At 56.7% G+C, this 17,036-nt stretch carries 16 protein-coding genes and 5 riboswitches; of the genes, 10 read left to right on the top strand and 6 right to left on the bottom strand.

Going from position 1 to position 17,036, the window contains the following annotated elements; genetic code table 11:
• On the bottom strand, nt 1–817 hold an 817-nt coding region (locus KMAL_RS14000; protein ID WP_239020154.1), incomplete at its 3' end, for a cobyric acid synthase.
• 4 nt (nt 818–821) lie between these two features.
• Entirely contained in the window at nt 822–1,793 is a 972-nt protein-coding gene (locus KMAL_RS17680; protein WP_239020153.1) for a DUF6925 family protein, read from the bottom strand.
• Between the two features lie 97 nt (nt 1,794–1,890).
• Nucleotides 1,891–2,109, top strand: a riboswitch (cobalamin riboswitch).
• A gap of 119 nt (nt 2,110–2,228) precedes the next feature.
• On the opposite strand from KMAL_RS17680, the gene KMAL_RS13980 reads away from it, so the two are divergent.
• The 6 genes from KMAL_RS13980 (at nt 2,229) to KMAL_RS13955 (ending at nt 9,448) form a co-directional block, all read left to right on the top strand.
• Nucleotides 2,229–4,328 carry a TonB-dependent receptor plug domain-containing protein gene (locus tag KMAL_RS13980; RefSeq protein WP_110096231.1) on the top strand — a complete coding sequence of 700 codons (2,100 nt, stop codon included), beginning with the start codon at nt 2,229–2,231 and terminating at the stop codon, nt 4,326–4,328.
• 1 nt (nt 4,329) lies between these two features.
• The gene (locus tag KMAL_RS13975) at nt 4,330–5,169 is read left to right on the top strand and encodes an ABC transporter substrate-binding protein (RefSeq protein WP_014106885.1); all 840 of its coding nucleotides are present in this window, start codon (nt 4,330–4,332) and stop codon (nt 5,167–5,169) included.
• Nucleotides 5,170–5,186: 17 nt separating this feature from the next.
• Nucleotides 5,187–6,173 (top strand): FecCD family ABC transporter permease, encoded by a 987-nt coding sequence (locus tag KMAL_RS13970; RefSeq protein WP_408887930.1) that lies wholly within the window; start codon nt 5,187–5,189, stop codon nt 6,171–6,173.
• On the top strand, nt 6,170–6,928 hold the full coding sequence (locus KMAL_RS13965; RefSeq protein WP_007396782.1) for an ABC transporter ATP-binding protein: 759 nt from the start codon (nt 6,170–6,172) through the stop codon (nt 6,926–6,928). The genes KMAL_RS13970 and KMAL_RS13965 overlap by 4 nt, the downstream gene beginning before the upstream one ends.
• 68 nt (nt 6,929–6,996) lie before the next feature.
• A riboswitch (cobalamin riboswitch) is annotated at nt 6,997–7,234 on the top strand.
• 36 nt (nt 7,235–7,270) lie between these two features.
• Nucleotides 7,271–8,353, top strand: a complete 1,083-nt coding sequence (locus tag KMAL_RS13960; RefSeq protein WP_110096229.1) for a uroporphyrinogen decarboxylase/cobalamine-independent methonine synthase family protein — start codon at nt 7,271–7,273, stop codon at nt 8,351–8,353.
• 6 nt (nt 8,354–8,359) lie between these two features.
• Entirely contained in the window at nt 8,360–9,448 is a 1,089-nt protein-coding gene (locus KMAL_RS13955) for an aromatic ring-hydroxylating oxygenase subunit alpha (RefSeq protein WP_110096228.1), read from the top strand.
• 70 nt (nt 9,449–9,518) lie between these two features.
• Here the strand turns inward: KMAL_RS13955 and KMAL_RS13950 are convergent, their stop codons facing one another.
• The 3 genes from KMAL_RS13950 to KMAL_RS13935 all read right to left on the bottom strand — a co-directional run bounded on the left by KMAL_RS13950 (nt 9,519) and on the right by KMAL_RS13935 (nt 11,776).
• A complete protein-coding gene (locus KMAL_RS13950; protein ID WP_232275976.1) occupies nt 9,519–9,992 on the bottom strand; it encodes a DUF2147 domain-containing protein in 474 nt (157 codons plus the stop codon).
• Nucleotides 9,993–10,378: 386 nt separating this feature from the next.
• Nucleotides 10,379–10,613, bottom strand: a riboswitch (cobalamin riboswitch).
• Between the two features lie 193 nt (nt 10,614–10,806).
• A complete protein-coding gene (locus tag KMAL_RS13940) occupies nt 10,807–11,292 on the bottom strand; it encodes a hypothetical protein (RefSeq protein ID WP_083824368.1) in 486 nt (161 codons plus the stop codon).
• Complete coding sequence (locus KMAL_RS13935; protein WP_110096226.1) at nt 11,273–11,776, bottom strand: hypothetical protein; 504 nt, start codon at nt 11,774–11,776, stop codon at nt 11,273–11,275. Before KMAL_RS13935 ends, KMAL_RS13940 begins: the two co-directional genes overlap by 20 nt.
• A gap of 247 nt (nt 11,777–12,023) precedes the next feature.
• Nucleotides 12,024–12,268: riboswitch (cobalamin riboswitch) on the bottom strand.
• A gap of 127 nt (nt 12,269–12,395) precedes the next feature.
• Nucleotides 12,396–12,637, top strand: a riboswitch (cobalamin riboswitch).
• 1,042 nt (nt 12,638–13,679) lie between these two features.
• Here KMAL_RS13935 and KMAL_RS13925 point away from each other — a divergent pair.
• The 4 genes from KMAL_RS13925 to KMAL_RS13910 all read left to right on the top strand — a co-directional run bounded on the left by KMAL_RS13925 (nt 13,680) and on the right by KMAL_RS13910 (nt 15,521).
• Entirely contained in the window at nt 13,680–13,922 is a 243-nt protein-coding gene (locus KMAL_RS13925) for a type II toxin-antitoxin system Phd/YefM family antitoxin (protein WP_102325950.1), read from the top strand.
• A complete protein-coding gene (locus tag KMAL_RS13920; protein ID WP_102325952.1) occupies nt 13,919–14,344 on the top strand; it encodes a type II toxin-antitoxin system VapC family toxin in 426 nt (141 codons plus the stop codon). Before KMAL_RS13925 ends, KMAL_RS13920 begins: the two co-directional genes overlap by 4 nt.
• Before the next feature lie 429 nt (nt 14,345–14,773).
• Nucleotides 14,774–15,100, top strand: a complete 327-nt coding sequence (locus KMAL_RS13915) for a hypothetical protein (RefSeq protein ID WP_007396764.1) — start codon at nt 14,774–14,776, stop codon at nt 15,098–15,100.
• Complete coding sequence (locus tag KMAL_RS13910) at nt 15,084–15,521, top strand: RES family NAD+ phosphorylase (RefSeq protein WP_231289966.1); 438 nt, start codon at nt 15,084–15,086, stop codon at nt 15,519–15,521. The genes KMAL_RS13915 and KMAL_RS13910 overlap by 17 nt, the downstream gene beginning before the upstream one ends.
• 197 nt (nt 15,522–15,718) lie before the next feature.
• Here KMAL_RS13910 and KMAL_RS13905 read toward each other — a convergent pair whose 3' ends face one another.
• Entirely contained in the window at nt 15,719–16,924 is a 1,206-nt protein-coding gene (locus tag KMAL_RS13905) for an alkaline phosphatase family protein (RefSeq protein WP_275399321.1), read from the bottom strand.
• Nucleotides 16,925–17,036 lie beyond the last annotated feature (112 nt).

The raw sequence follows: 17,036 nt of genomic DNA, 5'->3' as shown, positions 1-17,036 counted from the left end.
CAGCGCAACCCGTGACTTGAACTCTGCCGCATACCTCTTCCGCGTAACCTTGCCCATAAAACCCGTCCTCGTTCAGGCCAGATGATAGCTTATCGCCCTGTCCGAAAAATGGGGACCACCTCTGTTCACGTATACTGTCTATCCAAGGAAGAACGCCAAGCCCCTTCCAGCCGGTAAACTTTTCTATGAAGTCATACCCAGATTGGAAAATGCTGGCGTCTCCCCGGAGGCGATTAACGATGAATCCCTTGATCAACTCACGGTCATCTGGATCAAGAACAGCATGGGTACCGGCGAGTGACGCGATAACGCCGCCCCGGTCTATATCGCCGATCATGACGACCGGAACATTCGCGGCTCTGGCAAAGCCCATATTGGCGATGTCGCCCTGACGTAGATTGATTTCCGCCGGGCTGCCCGCGCCCTCGACAATCACGAGATCGGATTGGCTACATAATGTCCTGAAGGCGGTCAGAACCTCGGGCAGGAATGCGGCCCGGCCACCGATAAAATTCGAAGCGTGCAGGTGTCCTTTTGCGCGTCCACGGACGATAACCTGCGCTGTATGATCACTTTCCGGTTTCAGAAGGACCGGATTCATAAGGGTGGAAGGGGCAACACGGCAGGCCTGCGCCTGAAGTGCCTGCGCCCGACCGATTTCACCTCCATCTACCGTCACGGCGGCATTGTTCGACATGTTCTGGGGCTTGAAAGGCCGGACCTTCAGGCCACGGTTAGCGAAAACCCGGCATAAGCCTGCCGTCAAAACGGACTTTCCGACATCGGATCCCGTGCCCTGCAACATGATCGCTGTCATGGAATCAGCCGCAGTCCGTAGCGCTCTTGATCGTGTCGGCAGGCACAAATCGCTCCATGTCCTCGTGACCCCGGGCTGCCATGCGAAGCAGTTCGATATGCATGCGCGCGCGACTACGTCTTGTAGCTGGTATTTTCAGATTTTCCGGTGTTCCATGTTGACGGACATGGGCCTGGAATGTGCCTGAAACCTGCAGGGCTTCCTCCATGCCGAATTCCTCAAGCAACGGCAGGAAGGATAGATCGGCAAGCCGGTCATAATCATGGGAATCATCATCGGACGGTCGGAACGGTGCCGCCGGATGAAGTGTCAGGAAAGGCTGCCAGCCTTCCGGAATGGGATCGAGGGCGGAGCAGGGTCGTTTCAACCTCACCAGTTTTGGAAGCAGGTGGGTATGGGCGCCGAGCGGAGAGTCTCCATCAGGTGCGGGAATGGGTTGGTAGACCTCCAGTCTGCCAGCAGGTGAAAGCATAACCCTGTGGGGCTGGACTTCCATCAGAAGCGCAAATGCTGCTGTGACGACGGCCAATGGGTCATCCGTGTCAACAGCAAGGGCTTCGACCAGGCGGGCATTTTCTGTCCTTACGCACATCCGGACCCGGCCCACGCCAATTCCAAGATCAATCAGCCACGCATCACGATCCTCTGGTCGGACAGCGTCCGCATCCTTTCCCAGAACCTTCAGGGTATGCTTCGCAGTCAGTTGTAACGGGCCGCATAACGCCATGCTATGCCGCCAGCGTCTGCCTTTTCCGACGAGAGAGTCCCACGCAAGGGCATGCAAGGGTTCGCTGGGACTAATGCGTATGGCACCGCGTTGGGTGACGATCTCCAATCCGTCAGGACATGGGGTGAGGCAGACCTTATCATCCGGAACATGATGGAATTCGCCGATCGCACCAAATGTTCCAATGCTCCAGCCGTTGCGGAGATCCAGCGCCAGTGAAGTCAGCATGGAAGGCGTGATACGTTTCATCGGAAATATCCTGTGATTCATCAATCAGGCTGAAAATAACAGCAATCCTGACAGGATACTGAAAGATTGAATGCGGGTTGACAAGAACACCCCATCCGATCAGAACCGTTCCGACGGTGTCCCCTTTCGGGGGGATGAAAAGGGAACAGAGTGCGGATTGCGATCCAATGCTCCGGCTGCCCCCGCAACTGTAAACGGTCTGTCCTTGCATTACCGGATGTCATGATCCGGGCCACTGGAAACCGCGGTTTTCCGGGAAGGTTGTGCAGGACGCTACGCCGTGAGCCAGGAGACCTGCCGTCATGATGGTTGCGACCGGGAACTGTCGGGCGGGGTGTCCTGACGGTGTGGTGTTACAGGATTCCGTGCAGATCGGAAATCCTGTGGCAGCGCGCTCTCGTGGCAACGATGATGTGACCGCGAGACCTGAACCAGATGATGCTATTCCGTAATCTGCTGATTGCTTCCACCACGTTGATGACCATGGGGGCTGTAGTGGCGCGCGCCGATGATTCAGTCAAACAGCACGCGCCGCAAAAACAGTCCGCCAACCAGTACGTCATCGAGAATAAAAAATCGAAAGCCGTTGTTTCGTTGGGGGATACGGGTCTTCCCGAACTGATCAGCGTCAGTGCAGCCCGTCGGCCGACCTCCACTGATGATATCGGCACCAGCATGACTATCATCACCGAAAAGCAGATCCAGATCCAGCAGCGGCGCAGCCTGACGGATATTCTGGCACGCCAGCCGGGCCTGAACGTGGTCCAGACAGGCGGCCCAGGGGGCACGTCATCCATTTTCATGCGTGGTAATAATTCCAACGAGGTCAAGGTCCGCCTGGATGGCATGGACATCAATGACGGAAGTTCCACCAATGGCATGTTCGATGCCGGTCAGTTTGTAACCGACGGCATGGGCCGGATCGAGATACTGCGTGGGCCTCAGAGCGGCCTGTACGGCGCCGACGCCATGGCGGGGGTTATCGACATTACCACGGCACAGGGGCAGGGCCGTTTCAAGCCGTTTGTCCGTATCGAAGGCGGTGGGTATGGTACCTTCAATCAGACCTTTGGCGCACGTGGCAGCAAGGGACGTTTTCATTATAATGTAGAATTCTCCCATTACCGGATGGATGGGTTCAACAATATCCCTTCCTATATCGAGCGTTATTATGGGGCCAACCGGCAGCAGCGCCATGAAGGCAACCGCAATGACAACCGTGGCGTTAATATCAGGCTGGGTTATGACGTAACCCATAATTTCGATCTCGGTCTGACCGCACGGTTGATACAGAGCAACAATCATTCCTATTCGCTGTATGACCTGCAAAGTGAAAATCTGTATGGTGATAAGGGTGTGCGGGAACAGAACAACCAGAACGAGGCCATCGTGCGCGGGACGGCCCATCTGGTTTCCTTTCACGGGCTTTTTGATCAGGTGCTTGGCCTTGGATACATGACCAACCGCAACCGCTGGACGGAGACGGGCACGAGTTACGGCAGCCCGGTCAATCCAGACCCGGATTATTACCGTTCCAGCCGACTGAAGGTGGACTGGCACGGCACGTTCAATTTCAAGCAGTATGGCCAGCTTCTGATCGGTGCCGAACATTTCCATGATACGTTCAATACCAGCCATACGGCCTCAAGCATGTGGGACAGCGGATACGATACATCCGCCAGCATGGATACGACCGCAGGCTACGGGCAGTATCAGGGGAACTGGAACCATATTCTGTATGGCGCGGCCAATATTCGCTATGATGCCAATTCGCGCTACGGCAACCACGTGACATGGCGCGTGGCCCCGGCAATCCATGTGCCGGGCACCGGAACCATCATCAAGGCCAGCGCCGGTTCCGGTTTTCATGGTCCTTCGCTGTATCAGTTATTCGCAAATCAGGTGGGTGTGGGTTATTCGGAAAAGGGCAATCCTAACCTGAAGGCGGAACAGTTGATCGGCTATGACGCGGGTGTTGAGCAGAAACTGCTGCATGACCGTCTGAATTTCGGCGCAACCTGGTATGACAACCGGGTCAGGAACCTGATCCAGTCCTCGCTTTCGATTGATTCATCATATGACTACAACTACTCCTACGCCAATGTGGCGAAGGCGCGGATGTATGGTGTGGAAGCCTTCCTGAACTGGAAGGCGCTGAGCAATCTGGAATTCAATCTCAGCTACACCTGGACCCATGCCCGGGATGAGACGAACGACGTCCAGTTGCAACGCCGTCCGCAGCACAAGTTCAATTTCAATACGACATGGACCCCCATTCGCGACCTGACCTTTTCGGGCAATATCCTGTATACCAGTGGCTGGCGCGATCTGCCGGTTATTGGCAGCGAGTCCTGCAGCACATGCGCCAAGAGGCATGGTTATTTCACCATCGACGTGGCTGCCAATTACAAAATCAACCGCTACGTTTCCGTCTATGCCCGCGCCGACAACCTGCTGAACCGCCAGTTCGAGGACCCCATCGGCTATCTGCAGCCTGGTCGCGCCGGTTATGGCGGCTTCATGCTGAATTACTGACATGAAAAGCGTGGTCGCAGGGATGATGGCGGGTTTCCTTGCCTGTGTCCCGTTGGCACCGGCATGGGCTCTCCCGCGCGTGGCTTCGCTTAATCTCTGCACCGACCAGTTGTTGCTGCTGCTGGCCGAACCGGGCCAGATCGTCGGTATTACGCCGCTCGCCCGGGATTGCTGGAGCGCGGTGCTGTGCGAACAGGCACGACAGGCTCCCGTATTGCGACCCACGGCGGAAAGCATCGTGGCATCTCATCCCGATGTCGTGCTGGGTGGCATCTATACCGCGGCCGTCGCGATGCAGGCGGGGCGGGAAGGGGGCGCACAGGTTGTAGCCCTGCCACCCGCCAAATCCCTGACGGATATTCCGGTCCAGATCATGACGGTCGCCAACGCCATCGGCGTTCCTGAGCGTGGGCAGCAACTGGCTATGGCCTTTGCCACGCGCCTAGCCTCCCTTTCAGTCGAGCGCAGTGCCACCGATCCTACGGCGGCCGTCTATGCTGCCAACGGCTTTGTCACCCATAAGGGCTCGCTTCCGGATGATGTCCTTGCCCATGCCGGCTTTCGTAATTACGCAACGATCATGGGGCACCAGTCATCTTCCCGTTTTTCCATGGAACTGCTGATTGCACGGCCACCCGATCTCCTGATCCTTGACCGTTCGGGGAAGGGAACGTCCCTTGCACAGTCCATGCTGGATCACCCGGCGTTGAAGCAGGCCTTTGCCGGGCCGCATCATCTGGATCTGCCCGCACGGCTTTGGTTGTGTGGCCTGCCACAGACACTGGATAGTGTCGTCATGCTGCGTAACGCACGGCACAACCTTGAAATGTCCGCCCCATGAAACCTGCCCATCAAACCATGCTGCTGAACGTCATGCTTCTGGCTGGTGTCATGGGGCTGTTTGTTACTTCGCTCATGTGGGGAGAAACCCGCATCATGTTTTCACATGCACTGGCGGACCTGCTGGCCGGGCGGCATACCGCAGGCGCGATCATTGTGGAGCGCCTGCGCCTGCCGCGTACCCTGCTGGCCATCATGGTGGGCGGGGCGCTGGGCCTGTCGGGGGCGGTTCTGCAGGGCTATCTGCGCAATCCGCTGGCCGATCCCGGTATTCTTGGCGTGTCGGGTGGGGCGGCACTTGGGGCGGTCAGCGTGTTCTATACCGGCCTCATGCAGGTGTCCATCGCGGCCCTGCCGCTGGGTGGGCTGACGGGGGCGCTGTGTGCGGCGGCCGTGCTGATGGGACTGGTGGGACGTGGTGGCACGCTGGTGCTGCTGCTGGCGGGGGCTGCACTCAGCAGTTTTGCCGCAGCCCTGACAGCACTGGTGCTGAACCTTGTGCCCAGCCCCTATGCGTCATTCGAGATCATGCACTGGCTCATGGGGTCATTGACGGACCGGACCTTTACCCATGTCTGGATCTGCCTGCCGGGTGTGGTGTGTGGCACGCTGCTCATGCTGTCCGCGGGGCGTGCGCTGGATGCGCTGACATTGGGGGAGGATGTGGCCGCAAGCCTTGGCTTCCAGCTGCATGGCCCGCGCGGCGTCCAGACGCGTATCGTGCTGGGCGCGGCGCTAGCCGTCGGCTCATGCGTGGCGGTTTCAGGAGCGATCGGCTTTGTGGGGCTGGTGGTGCCGCATCTGTTGCGGCCGCTTGTGGGATATCAGCCATCGCGTCTGCTCCTGCCGTCATTTCTGGGGGGAGGCCTGCTGCTGCTGCTGGCGGATATGGTGGTGCGTGTGGTGGCGGTCGGGCCTGAACTGCAACTGGGTGTGCTAACGGCACTGGTGGGCGCACCGGTTTTCTTCGCCCGCGTCATCATGCTGAAAAGAACCGTGTCATGATCCTGCTGCAGGCACGCGACGTGTCGCTCCGGCGCGGGGATCGGGCTGTCGTCTCGGCCGCGTCCCTGACCCTTGCGCAGGGACGGGTCATTGGCCTGATCGGGCCGAATGGCGCGGGGAAAAGTACCTTCATGCGCCTGCTGGCGGGGCTGGAGGCACCCGATCATGGGGATGTCCGGATTCTTGATCGCAGCATGGGCCAGATCTCTTCCGCGCTGCGCGCCCGGCAACTTGCCTTCATCCCCCAGGACGGGGGGACGCCGCCACCCATGCCGGTGCGTGCGCTGGTCGCACTCGGACGCCTGCCGCATGGGCAGGCGGGCGACCATGCCGTCCGTCACCCGGCGGTGGGCCACGCCCTTGATGTCACCGGCTTGCAGGACCTGTGCGCCCGTCCGGCCAGCCACCTGTCAGGCGGGGAGCGGGCGCGCATGAATCTGGCGCGTGCGCTGGCGACCGATACGCCGGTCATACTGGCGGACGAGCCGATTGCGGCGCTCGATCCCGCTCATGCCCTGTCCATGATGCATCTGTTCCGCCAGCAGGCAGGGCAGGGAAAGGGGATCGTCGTCGTGCTGCATGATCTGGTTCTGGCGACCCGTTTCTGCGATGAACTGGTGCTGATGGATGATGGCGCCGTCATCCGCCATGGCCCGGCCCTGCAGGTGCTGGATGATGACATCATGCGCGTCGTGTACGGCGTAACGGTCCGGCGGGTCGAGGACGCGGTCCTTCCGTGGTCCCTGTGCCGCTAACGTGTGCGGCCCGCTGGGACATCCTGCCCATGACACCTTGCGTCCGGCCGCCCGGTTCGGGCACAATGTTGTCTTATCAAGTCGATGGTCCCACGCGAGTGGGTTAATAGGGAACGCCGTCACGCTCCGGCCGGGTCATGAACCCGGGAGCCAAGTCGGAGGCTGCTCCCGCAACTGTAGGCGGTATGCCGCCGGTTCATTTCACCCGGACGGGGTGAGTCACTGTTTCCGAAAAGGAAATGGGAAGGCAGAACCGGCTGGCCATGATCCGTAAGCCAGGAGACCTGCCATCGTCATATATCAAGCCGTCGGACGGGATGTGCCGAAGGCGGGAGAAGCTTAATGCCGGTATGGCAGAAAGCCGCGTGCCATGATGGCACGGCCGAAGGCGTGCCTGCGCGCCAGTATTCCATAGATCACTTCCCGAATATCGCCAGACTGCTTACGGCGACACTTGGTTTTCCCGATGCTGATGAGATGCGTGGGGTGCGATGCCAGCACGCGGCAGGCATTTCCCATATCGCTACGGCCAATAGCCCATGGCGGGACAGAGTCGTGCAGACTGCCCGCATGTTTGGCGTGGGCACCGACAATACAGTCACAGCCTGTGATCCGATGCACGGCAATTACAGAAAGCCCATCCTCAGACCGGGGCAGGCGTTCCATCTTGCGCGCAACTGGCCCCGCGACGCATTTCTTGCAGCGGAACAACTGGGTATCAGCACCCGGCCTGTTCTGCTGGGGCCGGTCAGTTTCCTTGCGTTATGCGGCATGACAAAGGGAGACAGTGTCGGCCAGGGACTGATGCGCCTGCTACCCGCCTATATTGAATGCTTCGAACAACTGAACAACGCGGGATGCTGCTGGATCCAGATTGATGAGCCAATCCTTGCCCATCCTGGCCTGCCCGCAGCCATGCTGACCCATATGGATGTTGCCTGGCATGTCCTCAGTGAAGCATCAAGGGGCACTTCACTTGTTCTGGTCGGAGGGAGCGGGGGCTTCGGGCGACATCTTCCTTTCGTGCTGCAGCTACCTTTTGGCGGCCTGCATGTGGACGTTGTGCATGGCTATCGCGATTTCCCGTATGTCCTGCAGCATTTCCCGGCGCATCACTGGCTCTCGCTGGGGCTGGTCGATAGCTGCAGCGCGGCGCCTACCCACATCGGCATGGCGCACGGCATCGTGGAACAGACGCTGCGTTCGCATCGGCCGGATCGTCTCATGATCGCGCCATCGGGTGCGCTAAGTGACAGCAATGCCCTGACCGATCCGGACATTACGAACGTCCTGCCGCAGAAAATGTCCGAAATCGTGGCCGTAGCCAGCCGACGCACGATAGCACGTCGCAGCGCATCCATCCGCGACTTTTGCGAAGATGATATCCGTTTTGTCCCATGCGCTGATAACAGCGTGAGACATTAAAATATCATGACAGGAAATACATCGGAAACAGCCGCCCTGGATGGGGCTGCTTTGCCACAACAGGACATCCGTCGTGTCCGCAGCAATCCGGATTTCTGGTATCCGGTTGCATGGTCTCGCGAGCTTCGTCGGGGCAGGGCGATTGGCGTACGGTACGCGGGGCAACCCATCGTGGTGGTCAGGCCCGAGGCCGGGGCCATCTTTGCGCTGGATGATGTTTGCCCCCACCGGCAGTTACCACTCAGCAAGGGAGAAGTGTGTGGAGATTTCATTCGCTGTGCATACCATGGACTGAAATACAGTCGGCGTGGCCAGTGTTTTTCCCCCGGCATGAAGCTGGAAAACGAACCGCCACGACTGCGGACATGGGCATGCCGGGAGAAGGACGGCCTCATCTTTGTGTTCATGGGGGATCTGGAAAAATCCGATAGCATTGCGCTGCCGGACATTCCGCGTGTCCGTGACCCCCATTACCGCACCCGCCGGTTTGGAAAAGTCGTGCAATGTCACTACAGCTTCATGCATGAAAACCTGATGGACATGAACCACCAAATCTTGCACAGCCGACTGGTCGGAAGCATGAAACCACGGTTTCTAGGCCTGGATCGGGGAGAGGATTTTGTGGAGGCCCGCTATACCTTTGCCCGCACGTCTGGCAGGCAGCCGCTGAGCGAGGCCCTGATTTACGGGCAGCGTCGCAAGGATGGCCGGGATTTTGCCTATCGGGATGTCATGACCATCCGCACGCAGTATCCCTATCAGACATTGCGGATCGAGACGGAGGGGATTGATGAACCGGTCATGGAACTGTGGATTGCATATGTGCCACAGGACCGGGAAGAATTGATCAACCGGGTATTTGGCCTGCTCTCCATACGCAGGTTGAAAATACCATTTTTACTGGATCTGGCGTGGCCGCTGCTGATCGCCTTTACGGAGCGTGTTTTCACAGAAGATCGCGAAATTGTTGAACTGGAGCAGCAGGCCTGGCGGGAGCAGGACGGCGACCGGAATCAGGAGGTCTTTCCAGTTATCATGGCGCTGCGCCAACTGCTTATCCAGAATGGTATGCCGTCCCAGAAAGATATCGGATAATAAACTGATAGATGCTCATGCCCCGTCTCAAGGCGCATGGGCATCTTCTCCTGACCAGGCACCACGCAGATCAGGTGCTCATTTTGCAGTTCGGGCCGATATGACCGCGATAAGGAAGCCATGTCTGTGTCTGTCCGAACATCGGAATCCCAAGATAGCCCCGTAGCTTGAGTTGTCCGGACTGGTTAACCCACATGCGCGCTTGATAGACATGATTGGTATTGGGGTCGAGAATGGACCCGTTCCACCGATCTGGTTGATCCGGATCCGGCACAAAGTCCCGCAGCATGGGCAACCCACATTCCGAACGGCCCGTCTGGTCGCGTGGGATGTCATCACTATAGTTCAGGCCAACCAGCTTTCCACACAAATGGTCGCCACACCGTGTGATCTCGAAAACACCCTTGTGATTTCTGGTGACCCATTGCCCCAGAACGGCGGGCGGAACTGTTGTCGCTGGAGGAACTTGTGCGTGAACAGCAGCCCCTCCAATCATGACACTGAGTATTAGCGAGACACAGGTTGCTTTTTGCGCAATATTCATGATGTGTCTTTCGTCGCTTCGTACGTGACTAAAATTATGGAACATCGGCGGATCTATCGGAGAATTCGGATCGAAAAGCGCATGATTGATGCCCCGAGATGCGCGCCATGGGAATGAGCGGCGAGGGTGCTATCTACGCCATGGACGTTTTCCATGAAGTTCTTGTCGCGCCCGCTTCCCACTGCCGCCCCGGCCTGAGGGGCCCAGTAAGGGTCTTCAGCAACATGCGGGCGTCCCGTGCCGGTTGTCAGAAACGCGCCGGTCCCGCGATGCTGCATCACGATGTTTCCGCCAGAAACAGGAAACATGGGGGGCATTGATCGGCCGCATTGGTCTTCCCATGACGCATGGGAAATCTCCTGCCTTCGGTGCATCCCGCCCGACGACGTGGTTTGCAGACGATGGCAGGTCTCCTGGCTCACGGATCATGGCCAGCCAGTTCATGCCTTCCCATTCCCCAAGGGAAACAGTGGCTCACCCGCAGGTGAACGAACTGGTGGCATACCGCATACAGTTGCGGGAGCAGCCGCTGACTGGCTCCCGGAACAGAATTGTCCAGCCAGAGCGTTACAGCGTTCCCTTTTAACCCGCTCGCGCGGGGCCATCATCAATCAAGGGTCTCATTCCATTATGCGCGAAGTGAGAGGAACGCCCAATTCCTCGAAACGCGATGCCGGCCTGCATGGAACGAAGAGCTTGTTGATGCCAATCAAACTTGTCGCTCCGATCCAATAAGTGTAGGTCACTCAGTGTCTTCATCTTCGAAACACACGGGCGGGGATACACGCCCGCGCGTTAGCCACTATGTTGTCAATCACGCGTTCGGGCTTGATGCGCTATACAAGTGCATGGCGGCGTCACGCGCGCCAATTGTCCATTGCGCGGAAATATAGGCCTGAAGCAAGGCCATGAGCGCCTCGACCCCGTGCGTGTCCGATAAATCGCGGGCTGTATCCACATAGGCGAGAGCTTCTAATAGCAGGGGCGAAAACAGTTCCTCAAGATAGTCGCCCCGCGCCTTCGGCGCAGCGGGTAATCGGCCAGCGGAAGGTACCAGACGTAGGAATGTTTCAAATCCATCCGCACGAATGCGGTCTTCCGGATTGGGGGCAGGGAGTTCAGTCTTGGCTATTGCCTGAATTACATCTTCCCGCAGAGGTGCGGATTCCATAAGGCGGGATACCGAGACAGAACGCTGACGTCGCCGCTGTTGTATGAGAATAAAATCAGGCGAATGGACGGGAGAGGCCATTTTTCGTTTCACCGGGAATCGGAGCGGATTAACTGGAAAGATCTGCATCGGACAGGCCTTCTTGAGTCATGATGCGAGCATCCTCGTCACGCCATGCCGCGATCATGTCTGGGTGCTGACTGAGCCATCCAATTCTCTCGGCACAGTATACAGGAACTCTGAATTTCTGGCCGCGCTGATTGTTCAGGATTGTTCCTGTCTGGTGCAGGCGCCCGTCTCGTGTCCAGAAAAGACGCTCCTGGTTGGTGATCCCCAGAATCCGTCGAACCTGTCGCGGCGTAAACGGACGAAAAGACAGCGCGGTGATCTGTTTTTCCACCGAGCTGGCAATAGCCTCCAGAGCATCTGTCCTTTCACGCATGATGGCGGCTATAAAGCGGGCGAAAAGCTGCTTTACCTCTGGCAGACGCAGGCGAAGGGACGAGGATTGATCCAGACAGGCCGCAATAAGCATCCGAATTGCAACAACCGGCTCTGGCTCCGTAATGGTCGCCATTAGGCGCGACGCAATGGAAGGGGGTACCATGCTCATATCTGTGTTCATGGATATTTCTTTTTATCAGAATAAAACGTAGGTACCTGTGTCCTGGGGTCAGGAAAGTACATGCGAATTATAAGCCGCAGGTCGCGAGGTCTGTTGCTAAGGTTGCCTTACGAAGCCGGGATTCATTCAAGCACAGGCTAACGATCCGCATACATATGGAGGCTTGATAGATATATCGATACGCAAAAGAACGCGTCATAGCTGATCTCCTGCCACCGGTCGGTCCCGCCCGGTAGCACGGTTTGCGACGGTAGCAGGTTTCCTGGCTCACGGATCATGGCAGCTCGGTCCTGTCTTCCCACTCCCTTACCGGAAGCAGTGACCCATCTGATCGGACATCAGATGATCGGATCCGGCTACATACCGCCTACAGTTGCGGGCGCAGCTACCGACTGGCTCCCGGATCATCGCAGATCCCGCCAGAGCTTACGGTATTCCCTATTAATCCGCTTGCGCGGCACCACCGACATAAAAGCTGGTCGCAATATGCGTCAGATTTCGTGATCTACGCAATATGGATTTTCCAAAAAACCTGCGATGAAAGAGCATGGTATCCTTCACACAGACGGGAAGCTGGCAGACTTGCACTGCTCGCGGGCGTGCGTCACACTACCTCTACATCAAAGGCCCCGTGCGAACGGGTTAATAGGGAACGCCGTGCGTTCTGGCAGGACTTATCAGGGTCCGGGAACAAGTCGGTGGCTGCCCCCGCAACTGTAAGCGGAGAGATACCGGATCGTATGTCCTCTTAATCAGGACCCGTCACTGGCTATGCTCAACAGGCCGGGAAGACAGAACCGATATCAAGGACCCGTAAGCCAGGAGACCTGCCTTTGTGACGTAACCAGTTCTATCGGGCGGGGCGCCCGACAGACGGAGTGGCAATCATGTCTTCTGTTTTATCTGCTGCGTTCCCCATCCAGCGTGTTCTTTCCTGACCAGTTCTGAAGAATTACATCCATTGGCCAATGGCGTGTCGCGGGTCTAATCCCGTCAAACGCTACAAGGGGAACATGAGAAATGCGTACATATTTTGGCGGCAACCAGCGAACCGGCGCGGGTCGATCTTATTTTGGATCGGAAAGCCTGACTCCCGCGCAGAAGCGGGCCATTCTCTCCCTGCCAGAAGACGGTAGGTATGGAACCTTACTGGATGGAGGAAGCATCAGGTCATCTCTTGTACTAATGGGCTTTATTGCAGGTGGATGTTCTGCGCGGTGGGGTATGGAGCGCTCCCGCCTCACCGTACGCGGTCGGGAACTGCGGCACAAACTCAAAGGCTGCGAATTTTAGAATTCTGTCGGTAGTATGCATTGTCAGATAGGAACATAGAATTTCTACAATGCAACAATCATCAACCGCATGGTTGCAGGACGAATGTCCAGCGTTCTTTCGTGTTTTTCCGTGTCGTCATCGTGAGGCTGCGGGACAGGAGAAAGATGTAAGTCTTTTTGAGAGAGGGCCGTGCAAGCAATGATCAATCGGGCAAACTCATCATCCGCAAGGAGCAGCGTGCCCGCTATTGAGTCGGCCGTGTCCCGAAGCGTGGTGTAGGAGCGAGGCTGGCTGCTGAGGCGGCCACCGCCGGTCTTTGATAGGGTTCGAGTGCAAGAACGAACCTGAAGGACCTGACGATGACCGATGAGAGTTCCCGTTTTCTATGGCTTGAAGTTGTTTGGATGACAAGGGTCTCGGGAGCATGCCCCCGAGACCCTTGTCTGGCGACCTGATCCGGTATTCTGCCACCCAGTTGGGAATGTGGGCGCACACCCACCACCGTATTGTAGTCTTCCCACCAGCTAGCCAGAATCGGATATCCGACGCATATTCTGTTAGGTAAGGCGACATTTTTCCGCTATAAAGTGACTAGTTTAGTGGTTCGGAGCCAAGGATGCAGACAGTCAATCTGGTAGAAGCCAAAGCCCATCTCAGTCGTCTGGTTGATCTGGCGAAGGATGGAGAGTCCGTCTGTATTCTTCGCCGCGGCAAGGTTGTTGCGCAACTTGTCAAGGCGGAGCCGGTACGTAAACCCATTGCCGCGAGTGCTCTTCGCTTGCTGACCAATGCTATGACACCGCAAAAGGAATCTGCTGCAGAAACTGTCCGTGCCATGCGTGATGAGGCAAGGTATTGAGCCTTTATATCGATACATCGGTTCTTGTGGCGGCTCTAACCAATGAAGGAGAAACGACCCGAATGCAGGACTGGCTCGGTGCCCAAGCGCCTGAAGATCTTTTTGTCAGTGATTGGGTGGTCACCGAATTGTCTTCTGCCCTGTCGATCAAGCTGCGCACAGGACAGATAACTGTCACGGACCGAGCGAACAGCTTGGCCATGTTCACCCGTCTTTGCGCAGAAAGTTTTGGTGTCGTGCCAGTGACCAGTCAGAACTTCCGGACGGCGGCACGGTTCTCGGATCAGTACACTCTGGGTCTTCGTGCCGGAGATGCCCTCCATCTGGCGGTTTGTGCGGATCATGGCTTAACACTGTGCACCCTGGATCGTCGTCTTGCCGAAGCGGGGCCTCAGGTCGGTCTGGCGACAACGCTGATATGATCGATCCTTGACTGAGGACCGTTGGAAAATATCGTGAATTGAGGGTTGCGATCACGAGATGGATTATGAACGTGAAGATCCATCTATCTTGTTATCAGCCACTGCGTCTTGTCATGAGCGTTGCAGATATGCCTGATCGTTTGTTGGCATAACAAAACTTATGGGATTTACAAGTTTGATTGTTCGGGAAGGCAACCAATGATACTTGCGATTAGCGGACAGCAAGATACCCCGTCTCGCCGCGTGACAAGGTAATCATGCCAAAACGCATGGGCATATCCAATTGGAATCCTTGTCATGGACAGACCGCCTCATATATAATCCCATTCTATGGTCAATATATGAGGCAACCTGTCATGTCCGAGACCACGTTTCTCTACTGACGCCTACGATCCGTCCGGACTGATCGCGGCCGAACGGCTGAGTAGCATGCTGCATATCACTCGTGGCGAACTGGCTGCCACCCTGGGCCTGTCCCGCGACGCCGTCTCCAAAAGTGCCCGCCTCGGCCGCCCCACCACCCAGGCGAGGCTGCGCGACATGGTCGAGATCCTCAATCGTGTCCGGCCATGGGCGGGCTCAGCCCAACAGGCTTTCGCATGGTATCGGTCACAGCCCCTGCCCTCCTTCGGTGATCAGACTGCCGAGGCGCTCGTTCGGGAAAGATACGCCGACGCCGTCCGGCGCGCTATCTCGATCGGATTGCAACCGGCGGTTACGCGCGAGGTTTACCGGACGGGTGTTCCGGGCTCATAATCCCCGCTGGTCTTTCACCCCACTGTCAGGCGACGGTGCGGCGCTTCATGGAGGCCGGTTCAACCTGGACGGCACACCTGCCCTTTACACATCTCTGCGGATGGAGACTGCCTGGCTCGAGGCCCAGCAAGGCTTCCCGTTCAAGCCTCAGCCCTTGACCATCTGTGGCTATGACGTCGATAGCGAACCCGTCCTCGATCTGACCGACCCGTCCAATCTTGATAATCGCGGTTTCTCCTCCCCTGCCCCTGGGAAGATCTTGCCGATCAGGGCAAGATGCCGCCCTCGTGGGAACTCGCAAAAATGCTCACAGCCAATGGTGTGGCTGGCATCATCGTCCCGAGTTTTGCCCCCGGAGCAATGGAAAATGACAGGAAGCTGGTCTTCTGGCAGTGGTCAGACAGTCTACCCTCCCGCGTAACCGTCATCGACGATGAAAAGCGTTTGCCAGCAACCGCAACGTCATGGTCGTAAACCGAGAATAAATGAAGGACTTGCGACGATATTAGTCGGTTAAAAGTCCCAACGGAAGCCATTGGGACCATTACGTCACGTCGATCACCAACCATAACAACGGGCGCCCCTCTTTTTGAGGAGCGACAAACAACCAAGCGGCAATTATGCATTCCGTCCTGTAAATGCGTTCATATGAGCCTGAATTTCGAGAGATGCCTCTCCAACGGTCGACGGGTACGTTTGAGCAGTAGTCATCGCCGCGACGCGCTTGTTGTGAAGCGCGAGATCAGCGCCAGCGGTTGGCAATTGTCTAGCTGCCTGCGCCAGACTGATCTGAAGGCTGTTTAAAGGCTCTTTGACGGCATCAATCGAATCACGCATCGAATAAGACGTTGAAGCCTGAACGCTGCTTGGACCTTGATTGTCAGGTGTTTTAAGAAGCTCATCAAGAAAGTCCGGCGCTGCCTGGTCACGTTTGGTTAGAGAACGAATACCAAATAGTTTTCTAAGTGTCGCTATTATTGTCGTATGATCGTAAGGGGTATTGCCTTGTGGCCTGAATACGTGACCCGGCTTTACATATGGTGAGATGATTATTGCAGGGACACGGACACCGAAGTAATCAAAATTAAAACCATCTTGATGTTTATCGTCGGGTGATACTGCTGCTGGTGGAGTCACATGATCATAACATCCTCCGTGTTCATCGTAGGTAATGATTAAAAGTGTCTTATCCCATAAGGGACCATTGCGAACCGCATTATAGACCGATGCAATGAGTTCCTCCCCGTATACGACATCGTGCGCCGGATGCTGGTCATTGGGCATCTTTCTCAAAATGGGGTGAGCAAAATATCGCGGCTCGATGAAACTATACGCGGGTAAAGTCCCTTTTCTCGCATCATTCTCAAACTCCTCAAAATATTTGAAATTCGAGAGCGAGAATTCCCAAAGAGAGGACAAAGTCGTCGATTGCGCAAAGTCATGAAAATATATTTTCCAATCCTTATGAACCTCCCTTAATCTGTTGAATACGGTGGGCATTTCAAACGGGAGCTTGTCCGGATAGTTATTGACCCATCCACCAGACGTGCCCGTATGCGCAAAGATACGGTTTGGCCATGTCTGACATGGCGCAGATGCATGCCAACGGTCTGAAATGCCGAATTCCCGACCCAGCGTCGTCAATACAGGTAGCTGATCGGGGGTGAAGAAATGCATGACTGACTCAGGACTACGCGAACCCGGGCGATCAGGCTGGGCCATATAATTATCTACGAATCCTGACATGTCTGGTAATTTCGAAGCCAAGCTGCCCTTTTCCTGGCGTCCATGAATCTGTTCGTAAATGTTAGAGGTGGTCCCCATTTTTCGGACAGGGCGATAAGCTATCATCTGGCCTGAACGAGGACGGGTTTTATGGGCAAGGTTACGCGGAAACGGTATGCGGCAGAGTTCAAGTCACGGGTTGCGCTGGAGG

This window comes from Novacetimonas maltaceti (assembly GCF_002906255.1).
Classification (GTDB): Bacteria; Pseudomonadota; Alphaproteobacteria; order Acetobacterales; family Acetobacteraceae; genus Novacetimonas; species Novacetimonas maltaceti.
Note: the sequence above shows the minus strand (reverse complement) of the source record. Positions and strands in the feature narration are given on the sequence as shown.